Origin of the sequence: Streptomyces sp. NPDC005181, assembly GCF_040608395.1 — a bacterium.
Lineage (GTDB): Bacteria > Actinomycetota > Actinomycetes > Streptomycetales > Streptomycetaceae > Streptomyces.
This window is the reverse complement of record NZ_JBEXID010000113.1, coordinates 1-15,908: the sequence shown is the minus strand read 5'-3', so window position 1 is coordinate 15,908 and position 15,908 is coordinate 1. Positions and strand designations below refer to the sequence as shown.

14 protein-coding genes and 3 pseudogenes are annotated in these 15,908 nt (G+C 67.9%); 11 read left to right on the top strand and 6 right to left on the bottom strand.

Going from position 1 to position 15,908, the window contains the following annotated elements:
• Positions 1 to 298 precede the first annotated feature (298 nt).
• The 4 genes from pyrE to ABZV38_RS35685 all read left to right on the top strand — a co-directional run bounded on the left by pyrE (position 299) and on the right by ABZV38_RS35685 (position 4,772).
• Positions 299 to 823, top strand: coding sequence for an orotate phosphoribosyltransferase (gene pyrE, locus ABZV38_RS35700; RefSeq protein WP_356332604.1), 525 nt, complete (start codon positions 299 to 301; stop codon positions 821 to 823).
• A 445-nt stretch (positions 824 to 1,268) separates the two neighbouring features.
• Positions 1,269 to 1,871, top strand: coding sequence for a helix-turn-helix domain-containing protein (locus tag ABZV38_RS35695; protein ID WP_356332603.1), 603 nt, complete (start codon positions 1,269 to 1,271; stop codon positions 1,869 to 1,871).
• A gap of 22 nt (positions 1,872 to 1,893) precedes the next feature.
• A complete protein-coding gene (locus tag ABZV38_RS35690; protein ID WP_356332602.1) occupies positions 1,894 to 4,056 on the top strand; it encodes a hypothetical protein in 2,163 nt (720 codons plus the stop codon).
• Positions 4,056 to 4,772, top strand: a complete 717-nt coding sequence (locus ABZV38_RS35685; protein WP_356332601.1) for a helix-turn-helix domain containing protein — start codon at positions 4,056 to 4,058, stop codon at positions 4,770 to 4,772. Before ABZV38_RS35690 ends, ABZV38_RS35685 begins: the two co-directional genes overlap by 1 nt.
• A 911-nt stretch (positions 4,773 to 5,683) precedes the next feature.
• Here ABZV38_RS35685 and ABZV38_RS35680 read toward each other — a convergent pair.
• A complete protein-coding gene (locus ABZV38_RS35680; protein ID WP_356332600.1) occupies positions 5,684 to 6,142 on the bottom strand; it encodes a DUF6247 family protein in 459 nt (152 codons plus the stop codon).
• 527 nt (positions 6,143 to 6,669) lie between these two features.
• A complete protein-coding gene (locus tag ABZV38_RS35675) occupies positions 6,670 to 7,254 on the bottom strand; it encodes a hypothetical protein (RefSeq protein WP_356332599.1) in 585 nt (194 codons plus the stop codon).
• A 189-nt stretch (positions 7,255 to 7,443) separates the two neighbouring features.
• Between ABZV38_RS35675 and ABZV38_RS35670 the strand changes: the two genes are divergently transcribed.
• The 5 genes from ABZV38_RS35670 to ABZV38_RS35650 all read left to right on the top strand — a co-directional run bounded on the left by ABZV38_RS35670 (position 7,444) and on the right by ABZV38_RS35650 (position 11,769).
• Positions 7,444 to 7,680 carry a hypothetical protein gene (locus tag ABZV38_RS35670; protein ID WP_356332598.1) on the top strand — a complete coding sequence of 79 codons (237 nt, stop codon included), beginning with the start codon at positions 7,444 to 7,446 and terminating at the stop codon, positions 7,678 to 7,680.
• Between the two features lie 233 nt (positions 7,681 to 7,913).
• Positions 7,914 to 8,177: a helix-turn-helix transcriptional regulator gene (locus ABZV38_RS35665; protein WP_356332597.1), complete on the top strand. Its 264-nt coding sequence runs from the start codon at positions 7,914 to 7,916 to the stop codon at positions 8,175 to 8,177.
• A 168-nt stretch (positions 8,178 to 8,345) separates the two neighbouring features.
• Complete coding sequence (locus tag ABZV38_RS35660) at positions 8,346 to 9,191, top strand: DUF6083 domain-containing protein (RefSeq protein WP_356332596.1); 846 nt, start codon at positions 8,346 to 8,348, stop codon at positions 9,189 to 9,191.
• Between the two features lie 282 nt (positions 9,192 to 9,473).
• A complete protein-coding gene (locus ABZV38_RS35655) occupies positions 9,474 to 10,937 on the top strand; it encodes a UvrD-helicase domain-containing protein (RefSeq protein ID WP_356332607.1) in 1,464 nt (487 codons plus the stop codon).
• A gap of 133 nt (positions 10,938 to 11,070) precedes the next feature.
• Positions 11,071 to 11,769 carry a MerR family transcriptional regulator gene (locus ABZV38_RS35650; RefSeq protein ID WP_356332595.1) on the top strand — a complete coding sequence of 233 codons (699 nt, stop codon included), beginning with the start codon at positions 11,071 to 11,073 and terminating at the stop codon, positions 11,767 to 11,769.
• 533 nt (positions 11,770 to 12,302) lie between these two features.
• Here the strand turns inward: ABZV38_RS35650 and ABZV38_RS35645 are convergent.
• Positions 12,303 to 12,464, bottom strand: a pseudogene (locus tag ABZV38_RS35645) (GNAT family N-acetyltransferase); the annotation flags it as partial.
• A 202-nt stretch (positions 12,465 to 12,666) separates the two neighbouring features.
• Here ABZV38_RS35645 and ABZV38_RS35640 point away from each other — a divergent pair.
• Positions 12,667 to 13,098, top strand: a pseudogene (locus ABZV38_RS35640) (zinc-ribbon domain-containing protein); the annotation flags it as partial.
• Between the two features lie 51 nt (positions 13,099 to 13,149).
• The gene (locus ABZV38_RS35635; protein WP_356332606.1) at positions 13,150 to 14,313 is read left to right on the top strand and encodes a zinc-ribbon domain-containing protein; all 1,164 of its coding nucleotides are present in this window, start codon (positions 13,150 to 13,152) and stop codon (positions 14,311 to 14,313) included.
• Positions 14,314 to 14,383: 70 nt separating this feature from the next.
• On the opposite strand, the gene ABZV38_RS35630 is transcribed toward ABZV38_RS35635, so the two are convergent.
• The 3 genes and pseudogenes from ABZV38_RS35630 to ABZV38_RS35620 all read right to left on the bottom strand — a co-directional run.
• Positions 14,384 to 14,515 (bottom strand): hypothetical protein, encoded by a 132-nt coding sequence (locus ABZV38_RS35630; RefSeq protein WP_356332594.1) that lies wholly within the window; start codon positions 14,513 to 14,515, stop codon positions 14,384 to 14,386.
• Positions 14,516 to 14,941: 426 nt separating this feature from the next.
• Complete coding sequence (locus ABZV38_RS35625; RefSeq protein ID WP_356332593.1) at positions 14,942 to 15,496, bottom strand: hypothetical protein; 555 nt, start codon at positions 15,494 to 15,496, stop codon at positions 14,942 to 14,944.
• 87 nt (positions 15,497 to 15,583) lie between these two features.
• Positions 15,584 to 15,814: pseudogene (locus tag ABZV38_RS35620) on the bottom strand (transposase); the annotation flags it as partial.
• Positions 15,815 to 15,908 lie beyond the last annotated feature (94 nt).

Genomic DNA, 15,908 nt, shown 5'->3' with positions numbered 1-15,908 from the left:
AGTGACACGCCACTTCGGCGTGCCCACAGGCATATCCGCAGGTCAACCTACATATTCGTGCCCTAGTCGGCACCGCCAACTGTGGAACTCAGGCTCGGCCCGAGCGAGCGCTCTCAATAGCCTCCATCGGGGCGCGGCGGCAGGTGCCTCCCGAAGCCGGGTTCTGGCTCACTTTCCGTGAACTGAGCACGCTCGGTGATGATGATCTTGGTGTGCTGTGTTTCTGGCCTGGGTCGATGCACTTGTTGAAGACCACCAGCCGACCAGAGCTTCGGTTGGCCTGGGATACTTCGGGCCTGTGACTTCTTCAGACATTGCCCGGCAGGTCCATGCTGCTTCCCACCTGACTGGTGATTTTGTGCTCCGCTCGGGCCGTCGGGCCTCGGAGTACTTCGATAAGTACCGCTTTGAGAGCGACCCCGTTCTCCTCGATTCCATTGCCCAGGCGATGGTCGCGCTCGTACCGAAGGGCACTGAGGTGCTGGCTGGCCTTGAGATGGGTGGCATCCCGGTGGTCACCGCGCTCGGCCGGCATACTGGCCTTCCCTGTGCCTTTGTCCGCAAGCAGGCCAAGTCGTATGGAACGTGCCGCCTGGCTGAAGGCGCGGACATTGCCGGGCGGCGAGTGCTGGTCGTGGAAGACGTGGTCACCAGCGGTGGTCAGATTGTGCTGTCCACCACCGACTTGCGTGCTCTGGGTGCAGACGTTCGCGAGGCACTCTGCGTCATCGACCGCCAGCAGGGCGGGGCTGAGGCTCTTGTGGCCGAGCGAATCCAACTGCTGGCACTGCTGACTGCGGATGATCTGAGAACCGCTGTCTGAGGCAAAGAGGCATCCGCATGGGTCAGTCAGGCGAGGAGGGCTCGTTTCCGAAAGAGAGAGAAGCCCGCGCGGCCGAACATCTGCCGCTAGAGCATCTTGATGCGTTGACGTGTCCTTCGACGACGCCGAAGCTCCAGGGCAGTGTGAGGCGATTCCACCCGCATTACCCGAGCCGCCGCCGTCCGTGACGCCGGTCGAGCCGCCATCCGTGCCACCGCTAATCCCGCTGCTTGGCGCCGGTCGGGCCGTTGTCGATACCCCAACAGACCGGTGCGCAAGGCCCCGACACCGATCAGGCCAGGTGGCGTGACCCGCGGCTCGCCCTCACTCCGGCACCTTGCAACGACAGCATCCCAACTCAAATATCTGATCAGGCTTGCATGAGAGACGCCTGTGTCGATACCGTTCAGGAACGGCAGACGCCCAGACCCCGGGGAGGCAAACAATGTTGCTCACGACGGGACAGGCCGCCGAGGAACTGGGCTGCGCGATCACCACCTTCCGCCGCCTCGTCAACGCAGGCGTGCTTCCCGGACTTTCCCGCCGCGGCGTCCGTGTGATGACGCCTCTCTGGGTCGTCCAGGCCCTGCAGGAACGCCCTCACACCCCCGTGCGCCACCTGGATGCCAAAGAACTCGGGGTGCTGCGCGTTGACGTGGCACGCCGCGTCCACGACAGCGACCGGCAGTGGATCGGATACTCATCCGGCCTCGGCCCCGAGGATCTCCTCAGAAGCCTGAAAGGCTGGTGGCGCTGCGACGCCGCCAGCGTGGCCGCCGGGGGAGTGCTGCCGGTAACCCTGTCGGGCTACGTGGTGGCCGTCCTGACCGGCTTGGACACCTGGGAGAAAGGCGAGGGTGGACGACACGCATTTCCGGAAGCAGTCCTCGCCGGATACCTCACCGATCTGGCCACCCCCGTCAAGCACCTGACCGCGCCGCAGCAAGCCGACCGGGACGTGGCGGACCTCCTCCTGGGCACCCGTCTCACGTCGCACTCGGGCGGCGCGATCGCATACGTCGCAACCGGTAACCGTTCCGCCAACTAACCTGCAGGCACAAGGGATCGTGATGGACGCAAAGACCTACAACGCGCAACTGGCCGAGCTGCGCGCCTTGCGCGACGACATCAAGAAGACCCAGGCCACGCTCGCGAAACTGGAAGCGGACCGCGCCCGGCAGATCACCGCGCTGGCCGGATACGAGAAGGCGAAAGCCGAACGAATCGCACCCGCAGCCGGACTCAGCCTCGCTGACGTCGTGGCGATCGCCCCGATCCTGGCCCCGAACCGGCTCGCCGGCAACGCATCAGCAGCGGATGCCGCTGCAGTGTCTCCGGCGGACGAACCCGCCGCAGAGACGGCACCGGCCAACGCCGCCGAAGAGGCACCCGCCCAGGCTGGGACAGTTGCCCCGGCCATGACCCGCCCGGCCCCCGAGCCAGCGTCGGAGCCCGAACCGCCCTCAGCACCCCCCGCTGCTGCTCCGCCGGCAGTGGCACCGCCGACTGTGCCGACTCCTCCCACCCGTACTGGGGAGCAGCGGACTCTTCCCGGAATCCCTCAAGGCTCCGACGGGGACCAGTGGTTCACCCACACGGCGAACCTGGCCTCCACGCAACCCAACTTCACCCAGCAGGCCCGCAGCACGGTCTTCCTCGACACTGATGCGGGCGTCCTGGTCCACCGCGACCAGACCTTCCGCCTGGACCTGCCGACCGCTAGTGCCGCCGAAATCCTGAACACGGTCTTCCACGTCCTGCCCGGCGGCGTCGAACGGATCTACGTCACCGCGGGAGCTCCCTGGCACCGCCAGGCCGACCAGTACCCCTTCCTCAAGGACGCGGTCGCAGCCTGGCTGAACGCCCCGACACCGGGCTGGCGCACCGACACCGGTCGCGGCAAGGATCGCATGGCCGGGCACTTCGTCCACCCCCGCAACCCCGTCGGCCGCTACCAACGGGCGGACGGCGAGCAGCATGTCGAAATCCGTTCAGCGGGGGAGTGGTTCGACACTGAAGGCGCCGAACCCGCCATCATCCGGGACGCGTTCGTCCTGCTGTGGAAAGCCTTGCGCCATCACTGGCCCGATGCCGTCCTCATGGGATCCCCCTCCCAGACCGGCCGCGATCTGTGGACCCGCACCATTCCCACCAAGGGCCAGTACGCCGACGGCTACCCCGTTCTCTCCGAAGAGCTCCGCGGCCTGTTCCACGCCACCGCCGGACAGGGCCGCACCGAACTCATCACCCCGCCCCGCGTCCCTGAACAGCTCCCCGGCCTGGTCGAGTACGACCGCACCTTCGCCTACGCCAAACACACCTGGAAATCCGGAGTCGGCACACCCCGCCGCGTCACGGCCGCCACCTTTGCCTCCTGGTCCCAGAAGGAACAGACCAAGGCCCTGTTCGGCTGCGGCCACTGGCACGTCCGCGTCACCGTCCCCGATACCTGGGACCACGTCGGGATCCTCCCCGCGCCCGCCCCCGGTGACCGCGCCTGGCACTACCCCAGCACCCCCGGCACCACGTTCACCACCTGGGCCGGCGGACCCGAAATCCACACCGCCCTGTCCAACCCCCGCGGCCCGTGGAAGATCGAGATCCTCGACGGCATTCTCTTCGACGACGGTAAACCACTGGACGACTGGTCCAAGAAACTCAAAGAGGCCTGGGCTTCCCTCACCGCACAAGCCGACCTCAACGGCGACCCTGCACAGCGCACCGCCGCCCACCTCGCCTCCCGCGCCGTACGCGCCATCCTCCTCTACGGCATCGGCGCCTTCGCTCAACGACCGCGCACCGTCACCGGCACCACCCCTCGCACCGCAGAGCGCGACGTCCCCCCGGACGCCGAAATCATCGGCTTCGACAACGACACCATCACCTGGCAACGCCCCACCGGCTTCACCCGCGACCCCAACGCCCACCCCGAATGGGCCGCCCACATCTGGTCCTCCGCCCGCGCAGCCCTGCTCTCCCAGCGACACCGCGACGACGACACCTACGCCGGGGCCCTCCACGCCCCGCCCGGCACCGTCATCGCCTTCCGCACCGACGCCGTCTACCTCACCCAGCCCCAGAACTGGCCCTACCACGGGCAGCCCGGCGACTACCTCCACAAAGGCCACCTCACCGGCCCCGTCCCCGCACCCACCACCGAAGACGAACTCCTCGCCTTGCGCGACCACGCCCGCACAGCCCTCCACCAACCCCGCACCAACCAGGAGGCCTGATGCCACCCCGTCCCCGACGCCGGACCGCGGAACCACAACTCAACGAAGCAGCCCGACTCGCCGACCAGCTCCAGGCCCACGGCTACACCAAACGCGACATCGCCCGCATCATCAACCGAGACCCCTCCCTCGTCTCCCAGTTCTACACAAAACACAAAGGCGCAGCCTTCGTCCCCGCCCTCACCCACGTCCTCGCCGCCGTGCAAACCGCGGGCATCACCGACACCACCGAACTCGCCGCCCTTGCCGCACGGCACATCACCCGCCGCACCACTGCCGCCGGCACCAGAGCCCGCGTCCGCACCAAAGCCGTCCTCATCACCCCCACCGGAACCGGCACCGGCCGAGCAGGAGCACAAGCCATCGCCTCCGGCTCCGCCCGCCTACGCCCCCTCATCGCCGAAGCCGCCCGCCAAGGCCTCCGCATGGCCTTCACCGTCCGCATGGCCAAGACCAGCTACCTCCACGCCTCCGGCAGCCGCACCGACTCACCCGGCATCCGCCGCGACGTCATCCAACGCGCCGACCACACCGAAGAACGCTCCTACGGCTCCGCCACCACCGGCGGCTTTAACGCCGCAGACTTCGCCCACCGCGTCGACCAAGCAGGCGGCGACGTCACCTCAGCCGTCCACCGATGGCTCGTCGAAAACGGGCGCATCCGCACCGACGCCCACATCACCCACCTCGAGATCCGCACCTGGCGCCCCCGCTGACCAGCACGGCCAGGGGGCCCTTCAGCCCGCTCCGGCACAAGACCGCTGACCAGCGCGGAGCTTGGCAGCCACTGGTCCCGATGCTGGAGGAGCCGCTACGTCTGCATACCCATCAGACGGGCACCGAGAACTGTCCGACCGTTCTTACTGCCCCCGTCCCCTCGGTAAGGGTTTTCACTTTTCTGTTCTTGGGCGCGTCAGTATCGGTCACCGTGAAGACGATTCACGTTCTTGTAGAGGGGCTTGTTCTCGCCGCACGCACCGCCAGTGATGCTTGTGGGCGAACACGCCGCCGACAATCAGGGATATCCAGCCAGCATCGGTTAGCCTGCCTCGGCCTGCATTAGATTCATGCCAGGTCGACCAAGCATGAACGAACTCCCAAGCCCAAATTGCCATTGCTATTAGGATGAAAAGGAGTGACAACTTCCCTGCTCGCGTGGAAAAGATGGGCCTTCTGAGCACAGTGCAACCTCCAGGAGATCTGAACTTCGGGCTCTACTGATGTCATATGTAGCAATACCCGTAAAAGTTGGCCGGTGAGGTCGTCAGATCCGCGACCGAGGTGGGTGCCTCGCCTGTGCTGACTGGGTCACCCGCAGGACATAACTGCCGCAATGTGCGCAGTGTCTAGAGATAGTACGCACGAGTAGAGCCCTGCTGTGCCAGTCGAGCGATGTCTCACTCTCCCCCTTAGGGTGAGGAATCAGCAGATGCGGGGGCATGCGACGACGAGGCTCATGGGCGCTGTCACTGCTGAACCGTCGTGCGGCTCACCCGGGCCTGCTCGGGGGACAGGGCCCGGGGGACCAGGACCGGAACGGCAGGCATGGACGGGCCGTCAGAGGGCCTCGTCCATCGACTTCGAACGGGACACTTGTGGCTGCTCATGAACTGCCCGGTTACGAAGTTCAGATAAGGGCATCGGAACCGAAGTCCTCGCCGGAGTCAGTGGTGAGCGCTGCGTACAGCTCGGGGTCAGCGTGCACCTCGGCGGTGTGCCGCCACTCGGTGATGAGCTGCGCGACGTCGGCGGTGTTGTCCAGCTCGGTAGCAGCGCCCAGGGCGCCGACCAGCTCGACGGAGAACTCGCGCACTTCGTGTGCTGGGAGGTAGCGCGCCCACGGGAACGCAGCAGGCAGCACATCCAGCACCAGACTGCGGCCCGCCGGCGTGCGCATCATCTCCACGAACATGCGGCTCATCACGCCCATGACCTCGCGATCCTGCTCGGCGCGCGCGGCCGTGGTCAGCACCAGGTCCTCGGCACCCCGACGCCGGAGCACTATCCGGCGGTCACCCCGAAGCGTGGCCAGTGTCGCCTTCGGTCTGTTCAGCAGATCCGACAGGCTGATCTCCACCACAGTCATAAGTCGAACATTAGTTGACAAGTCCGGGTGAGGAGGAGCGTCGAGCTCGCGCGTGCCCTTCTCTACAGTTGTGATGGGCGGTTTCCGCCAGCGGACCCGGGAGCACGCCAGTCCTAAGGCTTCGGCGCGGATTCCCGGGTCGAGCCTCAGCGCAGGTAGCGCTCGAACCCTGCTTGGAGCAGCGGTGCGGCGGCACCCTTGATAACCTCTGTCAGAACTTGAAGGGGCACTCGCCACGTTGTGGCCACTGCCCCTCTCTTTTGCCCGCACACCAATGACGTGCGGGCTTTTTGCGCATTCCATATCGATCCAGCGGCGCGTCAGGGATCACGTCCGGGCTTCGGCTGCCCTGACGCGAGGCGGCAGTACGTCAGCAGGCGTCTGCTATCGGCACAGGGAGCTTTCGTCAGCGTTCGCCCGCCACCAGATGACCATCAGCCCGTCAAGATGCCGGGCGCGACGGACACCGGATGTCACCGGGTGAACGCACGCAGCCCAACCACGGGCCTGACCGCGGCATGTGAACCTCACTTCACCGAACGAGACGACGTCTTATGAGGCGGGTCCCAGGACACGTCTTCCGTGACCGGTTCGAACGTCCATGCTCCGATGGCGTTCACGGCCTCGAGGCGGTCGAGTGTCGCGGTAAGTGTGTTCCGGTCGAGTCCGCAGGTACGGGTCAGGTGATCTGCTTCCATGCTGGTTTGCCCGGCGTCGGGGGAGTGGTGCGCGGCGAGTACGAGTGCGGTCAGACGGTCTGCGGCCGACAGGGCGCGCAGTCGTGGCCGGGAGACCGTACGCAGAGCCCAGTCGGCAGCCTGGTGACGGTCGTGCCGGGCAGGTTCCTGGGTGAGGACGGTGGCATCGAGCAGTTGCGCGGCGGTAGTTCTGTGCCCCGTCTGTTCTGTGGGATGCGGCAGGCGGCGTAGCCAGCGGGCGTCCTCCAGTTCGTCCCAGGGCGCGAGGCCCTGGGCTAGGCGCATGCTGCGGAGCAGTCCGGCCGGGAGATGTACCTGTCCGGATGTGTTGCTGCGCAGTGCGCACTGCAGGGCGAGGAGTCGGCCTTCGGTGCTCATATCCGGGGGAAGCGCGGCCGCGAGATAGCTGAGCATGTCGCGGACACGATGTGCCGGAGCGGCACCACCGGGCGGCCTGACACGTTTTGCCCAAGCGGAACCGGGGCCGCCGGCATCGGGCCTTGCTGGGGTTGATGCGATGGCGGTGTCGGGGACGATGGCGCTGCTCGGGGTGGCGCCCGCGCAGGCGGCGCAGATGTCGGCCAGACGCCAGAGACGACCGCCGTGTTCACGCGCGAGGACGAGCAGGACGGGGCCGGCGCAACCTCGGTGGCGCGGATGCCACCGGCATCCGCGTTCGTGGCACTGGCAGGTGCGCAGGTGCGGGGGCAGTACATCGCGCCGCGCGTGGTGGGCCAGGTGCGCCAGGACCGCGGGCCGGGCCGCAGACGCTGCCAGGGCGTGACCGTGTGGTGCGCACAAGGCGCAATGGAGCGCGGTTCCGCCCTGCTGTGGGCGTAGTTCCACGGTCCAGGTGCGCCGTACTTGTGGGCGCAGGGTGCACAGCCTCATGGTGCGCCCGTTCCTCCTGCCTTCAGCCGGGAGCCGACCCGCCCCTGGGAGTTGTGGTGAGGGGAGGGGTGTCGGCGGCACACCGTAGTGCAGACCTCTGCCCTTCCGTGGGACGGTCACCTGCAGAAATAGGGCAGAGGTCTGCACTGACAGGGCAGGGGTCTGCACCTTCGGATGGGGGAGTGACAACCTTCCCGCCCGACCCGAACCTCGCCGCCCTCCGCCTGGAGCTCGCGCGGCTGCGGAGCGAACGCGGCTGGACCTATGACGAACTCGCGCGCCGCACCGGCCTGGCCAGACGCACCCTCATCGAAATCGAGCAGGGCCGCACTATCGGATCCCTCAAGACCTGGCACGCCCTCGCCCACGCCCTCGAGGTCCCCGTCGACCACCTCTTCGCCACCCTCTGCGAAGGGCACGCGCCCACCGCCGGGCCCGCCGAATAGCACCATCGGCCCCGCCGTTGAGGATCACCCGATCCAGTCACCGACGGGAACCCCCGTACGGGAAACCGCACATCAGTCCCGCCGCATTGGGCCATCCGCAGGACAACCCGGCACGCTCACCGCGTACGCGGCGCGTCACCTGCCACCTTCACGCCCATGTGCTCCGCCATGCCCTCATCGGGCTGCCGATGGGACGGCACCCCCGCCCGCCCTCACCATCAGCGCACCCTGCGCGTCGCCCCCGACAGCCCCACCCGGCTCGTCCGCAGCGCGCAACCCGGCCGCTGCCGCGACTGCGGCAACCGCATCGACTGGTACACCCGCACCGACAACGGCCCCGTCAGCCTCCACCCACAAGAACTCCCCGCCACCGCCGTCCCCGCCACCAGCCGCTGGCACGTCAGCTCCGGCACCGCCCACCCCGCCCACGACGGCACCCCCTGGTGCCGCATCCCCCACCCCGCCCTGTGCCCCGCACGAAAAGCCCCCACCCCGCTCACCCCGCAGATCACCGCACTCCGCCGCCACCTCGCCCTGCACACCCGCCGCCTCCTCGACACCGGCGCCTTCACCCCACCACCCACAACACCCCCCTCAACGCCGACGACTACGCCCTGCCGCCCGACCCGCCCCGTCGTACACCTCCTCCACACCCGCTACCTCGCCGCCCACCCCGTCGACACCATCCAATGCGTCGCCCAGACACGACGACGCCACCGCTGCACCCACACCGTCCTCACCCCCAATGCCCCACCCGGCGCCTGGACACTGCTCCCCGCCACCCCCGGCCGCAGGCAACTCGCACTGCCCGCAGGCGTGATGGCCGTCTACGACCTCACCCACCTGCCCTACGCAGAACAGCTGCGCTGGCGCCACCAACGCTGCCCCCACCACGCCGCCGCGCCAGGAGCCGCCGACCTCGCACTCGCCGAATGGGAAGTCTTCGACCCGCTTCTGCACCACCAGCACATCCACACCCGCCTGCCCACCACCATCCGCAACCGCAGGAGCTGACAAGCGACCGGCCTGATCCGCAGCGCCATCCCGGCAGGCGGGCAGTCGGCCCGTCGCGGCCACAGCTCTGACGCTGGCAAGTTCGCCACCAACCGTGGCTCCCCGCAGCAACACCCGGTGATGAACACCCCTTCGGGATTTGACCGACCGCATCCCGAGTCCGCACCAAGATCCCACCGACCCTGGCTGCCGAACACCTCACCAGCGCACCGGCGCGCCCCACCGGCTCCGGATGCAGCACAACCGTCACCCCAACCCCCGCACATGGAGCCCCCACAGGTGCTGAGCCCCACCGACGAACAAGCCGCAGCCGCCGAACGCTTCCACGCAGGCGACCACCTGGCCCTCCAAGCCGGAGCAGGCACCGGCAAGACCACCATGCTGGCCTACTTCGCCCACCACACCCGCCGCCGCGGCCGCTATCTCGCCTACAACCGTTCCATCGCCCAGGACGCCGCCACACGCTTCCCCGCAACCGTCCACTGCAAGACCTCGCACGCCCTGGCCTACGCAGCCGTCGGACACCGCTACACCCGCCGCCTGGGCGCACCCCGACGACCGGCCTGGCAGACCGGACAACACCTCGGCATCACCAAACCGATCCGAATCGGCGACCGTGACCTGTCACCCAAAACTCTCTCCCACACGACCCTGCGCACAGTGACAAGCTTCTGCCACTCCGCCGATCCCACCATCACCCGCCACCACGTTCCACGCCTGCGCGGCCTGGAAGACCCCGACTACCACACCCAACTCGCCCAGCACGTCGTGCCATTCGCCGTCAAGGCATGGGCCGACCTCCAGCACCCCGACGACGGCGCCGTGCGCTTCGACCACGACCACTACCTCAAGATCTGGGCCCTGTCGCAGCCCAAAATCGACGCCGACTTCCTGCTGCTGGACGAGGCCCAGGACACCAACCCCGTCGTGGAGCAGATCTTCACCAGCCAGCGCAACCACGCCCAGCTGGTGATGGTCGGCGACTCTGCCCAGGCCATCTACCACTGGCGCGGCGCCAGAGACGTGATGACAGGCTTCGACGGCACTCAACTTGCCCTGTCCCAGTCCTTCCGCTTCGGCCCCCATCTCGCCCAGGAAGCCAACCGATGGCTGCGCATCGCCGGCGCCCCGATCCGCCTGACCGGCAGCGACGCCGTCCCTACCGAACTGGGCACCGTCTCGCGGCCGGATGCAGTGCTGTGCCGGACGAATGTCGGAGCCATGGCCGAGGTCATTGACCTGCTGGCTGCCGGATACCAGGTGGGGCTGGTCGGGGGAGGGGAGAGCCTGCGCGCCCTGGCACTGGCCGCCCGGGAATTGAAGGAAGGGCGCCGTACCTCGCACCCGGAGCTGGTGCTGTTCACCTCTTGGGGCGATCTGCAGGACTATGCCGCCCACGACCCGGCCGGACGCGATCTGCAGCCGCTGGCCGACCTCGTCGACGTTCACGGCACCGACGCGATCCTTGCGGCAGTGGCTCAGCTCGCCTGCGAGGACCAGGCTGAGGTCACCGTCTCGACCGCACACAAGGCCAAGGGCCGCGAATGGGGATGCGTGAGAATCGCCGGCGACTTCACGCCACCGAAAGACACCGACGAGCAAGACGACACCGGCCGCCCCCTGCCCGCCCCGATCGACGACGGCGAAGCCCGCCTCGCTTACGTCGCCGTCACCCGCACCCGGCGCCGCCTCGACATCGGAGGCCTGGCCTGGATCCACGAACACCCCGAGGGAAACCCGGCCTGAACGCCGATGATTAAGTCCAAGGGGTCAGTGATCCCATGGGACCTTCCGGTGCGGACATTGCGTCAGGCCGCGGCGAAGTCCAGTGACAGGATGCACTTGAGTCTCCAGTAACTGGAAGGTCCACACTCCTCGCGTGAACGACGAAGGCTGTGAGCTGCTCACGATCGGGCAGCTCTCCCAGCGCACCGGAATGCCGGTGCGCACCATCCGCTACTGGTCCGATATCGGTGCGTTGCCTCCTGCCGGCCGCTCAGCTGGCGGCTATCGGCTCTACGACGCCAAGTGCGCCGCCCGTCTCCAGCTCGTGCGCACCCTGCGCGAGCTGGGGATCAGCCTGGACGACGTACGGCGGGTGCTGGAGCGGGAGACGACCGTCGCGGCCGTCGCTGCCACCCACGTGCGAGCTCTGGATGCACAGATCCAGGCATTGCGGCTGAACAGGGCCGTGCTGAGCACGGTGGCCAGGCGACAGTCCGATACCGAGGAGATAGAACTGATGAACAAGCTGGCACGGCTCTCCGCCCAGGAGCGCAAGGCAATCATCGAGGACTTCGCTGACGAGGTCGTCGGAGGCCTCGACGCCGACCCTCAGCTGCGTGAGCGGATGCGCAGCACCGCGCCGGAATTGCCGGACGACCCGACGCCGGAGCAGGTTGATGCATGGATCGAACTCGCGGAACTGGTCGCGGATCCGGACTTCCGCCGTCGGATGCGCCGCATGGCGGAACACAACGCCACCTCTCGCGTTCAGGCGGCCCGGGGCCGGGGCCCAGCCGGGCGCTTTCAGGTTCTTCGCCAAGAAGGTCTCTCTGCTCGTCGGCCCGGCTCGTGAGAGTGGTGTTGCCCCCGAGTCGGCCGAGGCAGGACAGGTACTCGACGAACTCCTCGGCGCCGAGGTGGGCTCTCGTCGCACCCAGGTGCTGGAGCGGATCGAGGCGTCCCTCGACGCGCAGGCGGAACGCTACTGGCAGCTGCTGGCGCTCGTTCGCGGCGAGGAACCCAGCCCGGCCATGTCTCCGGACCACCTGTGGCTGGCACAGGCACTGCGCGCGCACACTGAACCAGCGTGGGGCCCGTACACCTTGGTGCCCCCATCCTGGCGATCACCGCGCGGGACGGGGGACCGCCTCACAACTGGGCCCGTTGGGCGCTCGCGTCCGCCACCGTGGCGAACACCCGTTTGCCGCGGACCACGTCGAACTCATCACCAACGCGATCCGCTACGGGGCCCCGCCCCCTGCAACTACGCCTCATCAAGCCCCGCACCCTCACCTGCGAAGTCCATGACGGCAGTGCACCGCGGAAGGCAAGACAGTTGGAGCGAACAGGCCCTCCCTTACTCCGACACGTGACGTGCGTAGATCATGCGTTTGTCGGTAGCCCTTCTACCACCGAGCGGACATCGCCCCGGTCCCGCTCTGCACAGCCCAGCATCGCTGCGGCCATGGCACCGTGGTCTTCGTCGCCGCAATACGGCCGGAAGCCGTAGCCGACCGGAAGGCCCTGGCCTGGCGCGTCGTCCGACATGACCGGATGATCTTGAACTTCGAGGCAGTCCCATCACCCTATTCATGCTGCGGTCGTCCGCGGGGCGTTCAACGAGTTGGCCATGTTCGGAGCGCACACCGGCCCGGACGAGTGCGACGACGTGAGGCCAGTTCACCGCGCGTCGGCGGCCTGGTGAGGCGACGGCCCAGATTGTCAGTGGTGGCTGTCAGTATCTGCAGTCATGTCAAAACCGCGAAGTGTCTCCGAGATGGCAGCAGTTCGGGATCGGCTCCGGGATGAGTTCGTCTCCAACCTGTCCAATCCAGGGGTGTTGCTGGAGGACATGCCGATGTCCTCCACGGACCGGTGCCAGTGGCGCTGCTCGGCAAAAGGCTGCGGTCATCAGTGGCCCACCCAGTTGCGGTTTCGAACCCGCACCGTCAAGCCCTCCGGGTGTTCTGGGTGCTCCAAGCGTCGAAACCGGGCTCCTGGCCCCGGGGAATCGCTGACCGACCTGGACCCGGCTCTGGCGCGGCAGTTCCGCAGGAACCTCAGCCGCCCGGACCGCGGGCCGGATACTCTGCGCCCCCAGTCTCACGACCTGTGCGAGTGGGAATGTCCTCAGGAACATTTCTGGCCGGCGACGCTCGCCAACCGGACCAATGGGCGTGGGTGCCCCGACTGCATCGGTCATGGTCGGTCCCCGTTCGAGTGCAACGTAGCCATGCTCGTCGAGGCCGCCTCCGGGCTCAGCGTGGAACTGGACCACCGGCGCCGCCTGCCCGGGCGTCAGGAGGACCGCTTCGACTTGTTCCTCCCCGAGCCGTCGCCGGGACTGTTGATCGACTTGGATCCGGAGTGGACCCACGGCAGGCCCGGCAGCCTGGACCGTGACACTGCAAAGACTGCCGCAGCGCTCGCCGCCGGACTTGACATGGAGCGGATTCGAAGCCGCGGGCTGCCACCCGTCCCGGTGCACGGGCTCACCCACCATGAGGCCGGGCCGGGGGTCGATCCCGAAGTCTGGGCGGAGGCGGTGGGCTTCGTACTGCGGCATCGAGGACTCGCCTGGCGACAGCTCACACCCGCTGAGGTCACAGCGGCGTTCACGAAGGGCGCGCAGCTATGGGAGAACGTCGTGGCCGGCCCCGAGGTTTCGGCGGTCGACGTGGCTCCGGACCTTGAGGAGGAGTTCGTCGCGAACCTCACGAACCCGGGCAGGGGGCCCAACCGGATGCCGCCCGGCTGCAACGACGTATGCGCGTGGCGATGCCAGCAGGCGGACTGCGGCTACGAATGGGAGGCAGTACTGCATAGCCGGACGCTCGCCGGCAGCGGATGTAGTCGATGCGGCTACAAAAGAATGGGCGCAGCAAACAGCCGACCGGGCCCTGGCGAGTCACTCGCTGAGGTCAGCCCGACGATGGCCGCGGAACTGATCGAGGTCATCGACCACCCCGGCTGGACCGCGTTCGACCTCCTCCCGGCATCGAACAAGACCTGCCAGTGGCGATGCCCCGAACCGCACTGCTGCTACGAGTACCCCGCCCCTCCCAGCCGCCGCACAGGCCAGTCGAGCGGATGCCCCCTATGCGCTCGCCAGCGGACCGCCGCCGCCAGAGTCCGCCCCAAGCCCGGCAAGTCCCTGCAAGACATGCACGTTGTCATCGCCAGCGAGTTCGTCGAGGTCATCGACGAGCCGACCTTGACCCCAACCGATCTCCGGCCGAACTCCGCCAAGCCGTGCCGGTGGGCATGCTCGAAACCCGCCTGCCCAGGGCGTTGGGAAGCCACCCCCGAGCAGCGGACCCGTCGCGGCGGCAACGGCAAACGCTGCCCGATATGCCATCCACCGCGCAGGAGTCGCTCCAACCCCGACCCCGACTGACGCCCTACGGGAGTCAGTGGCTCTGGGCCCCGTTCAGCGGCGAAGTCGTCGAGAGAGCCCAGGGCGAGGCTCACGCCGGCCGGTCGGGGTCCTTGGCGTTAATGTCGGCGAGCCAGGCGGTGAGGGCCACGCGGTCAACCGCGTCCAGGGCGATGAGGAGAGCCGCGAGCGACTGCCGGTACACGGCGTCCTTGGCGGCCATCCCGGCCGGGGGACGGACATGTCCAACTGCTCTCGCAGAACGTCGGCGTGGTTGAAGCGCTCGTCACGTGGGGTGTCGAGCCAGGAACGCCCCTTGAGCACGCCCCACGCGGCACGTTCCAGCCCCGTCTGCATGTGGTGCACCTCTGCGCGGATCGCGGCGATGTACTCCCGCAGCTCGTTCGTGGTGCCGATCGTCTGGCCTTGTTCGACCCAGGTGCCGTCATCCATGAAGGGCTGATCCTTTCGGTGGGAGTCGAACCCGGAATCCGGCACCGGGCCCCGTGATGAAGCTAGGCGCTGATACTGCCTGGGGCGGTGAGTGACTCCCGAACTCATCGACATTGATCACCCCCGCAGTATGCGAAGGGACTCCCGAAGGCGTCGACACGACTCTCGTTCTCGCGTACGTAGCCAAACCTGCCGTTCAGGGACCGTAGGCGTCCTGGATGGCTCCGGCGTTGATCAGGGCGACGCGTAGTGCTTCGTGCTCGGGGGTGTCCTCGATGGGGGTGTGGGCGAACAAGGCGGCTGCGTGGCGGACGGTCTCGGTGCGGCGGTAGCCGTGGGCGGGCCTGTGGTTGAGGGCGGCCGCAGCGATGAGCCGGGCCGTGGAGGAGGCGGGGGCGCGGGCGGCGCGTTCGGCTACGCGGTCGGTGTCTTCCAGGTCGGGCTGCTGGGCGAGGGTGGCGGCGGTGAGTTCCAGCCAGGTGTCCTGGTTGAGGGTGTCGGCGTAGGCGAAGTGGCCGGCCCCGCGCAGTGCAGCGGCGGGGAGGCGGGCGTCGAGAGTGGCGCGCCAGATTGCCGCGGCCCGCTCAGCCGGTCCGTCAGTCCCGGTGCGGCAGGCGGTGCAGGTGGCAGGCCGGGACAGCATCAGGGAGACGGCCTCGCCTCCGCCGGCGAGCCCGGCGAGGAACTCACCGGGAGGGCCGAGAAACTGCGGGGAGTCGCCTCGCTGCCCGGCGGTGATCACGATCGACATGGGCTTCTGCCCTGCTCGACGGCCAGGTGAAGCTTGGTGATCAGGTCCTTCGCGTCAGCGAAGGCCTGCAGGGCGCTGAAGATCCGCTGCCTCGCCGGGGTAGAGGTCGGCGATCCGCCGCATCGTCAGCCTGGGGAGATAGGCGACCGGGCAGCCCATGTCCCGGGCCACCGCCAGAGGTAATGCGCCGATCGAGGCCGGCTGGTCGACCACCACGAGCACGATTCCGTGCTTGGCCTGGAGCTTCGCGAACAGCTCGCGTAGCTTGGGCTCGGTGTTGGGTAGGCGCTTGTCGAAGGCCTTCTTCCCGGCCGGTGTGAAGCTTCCCCGTGATCTTGGACACGTCCGTGTTACGCCGCGAGGGTCTGGTCTTGTTGGTAGCGCAGGCGTGTCTCGTGGGGCGTGAGGTAGC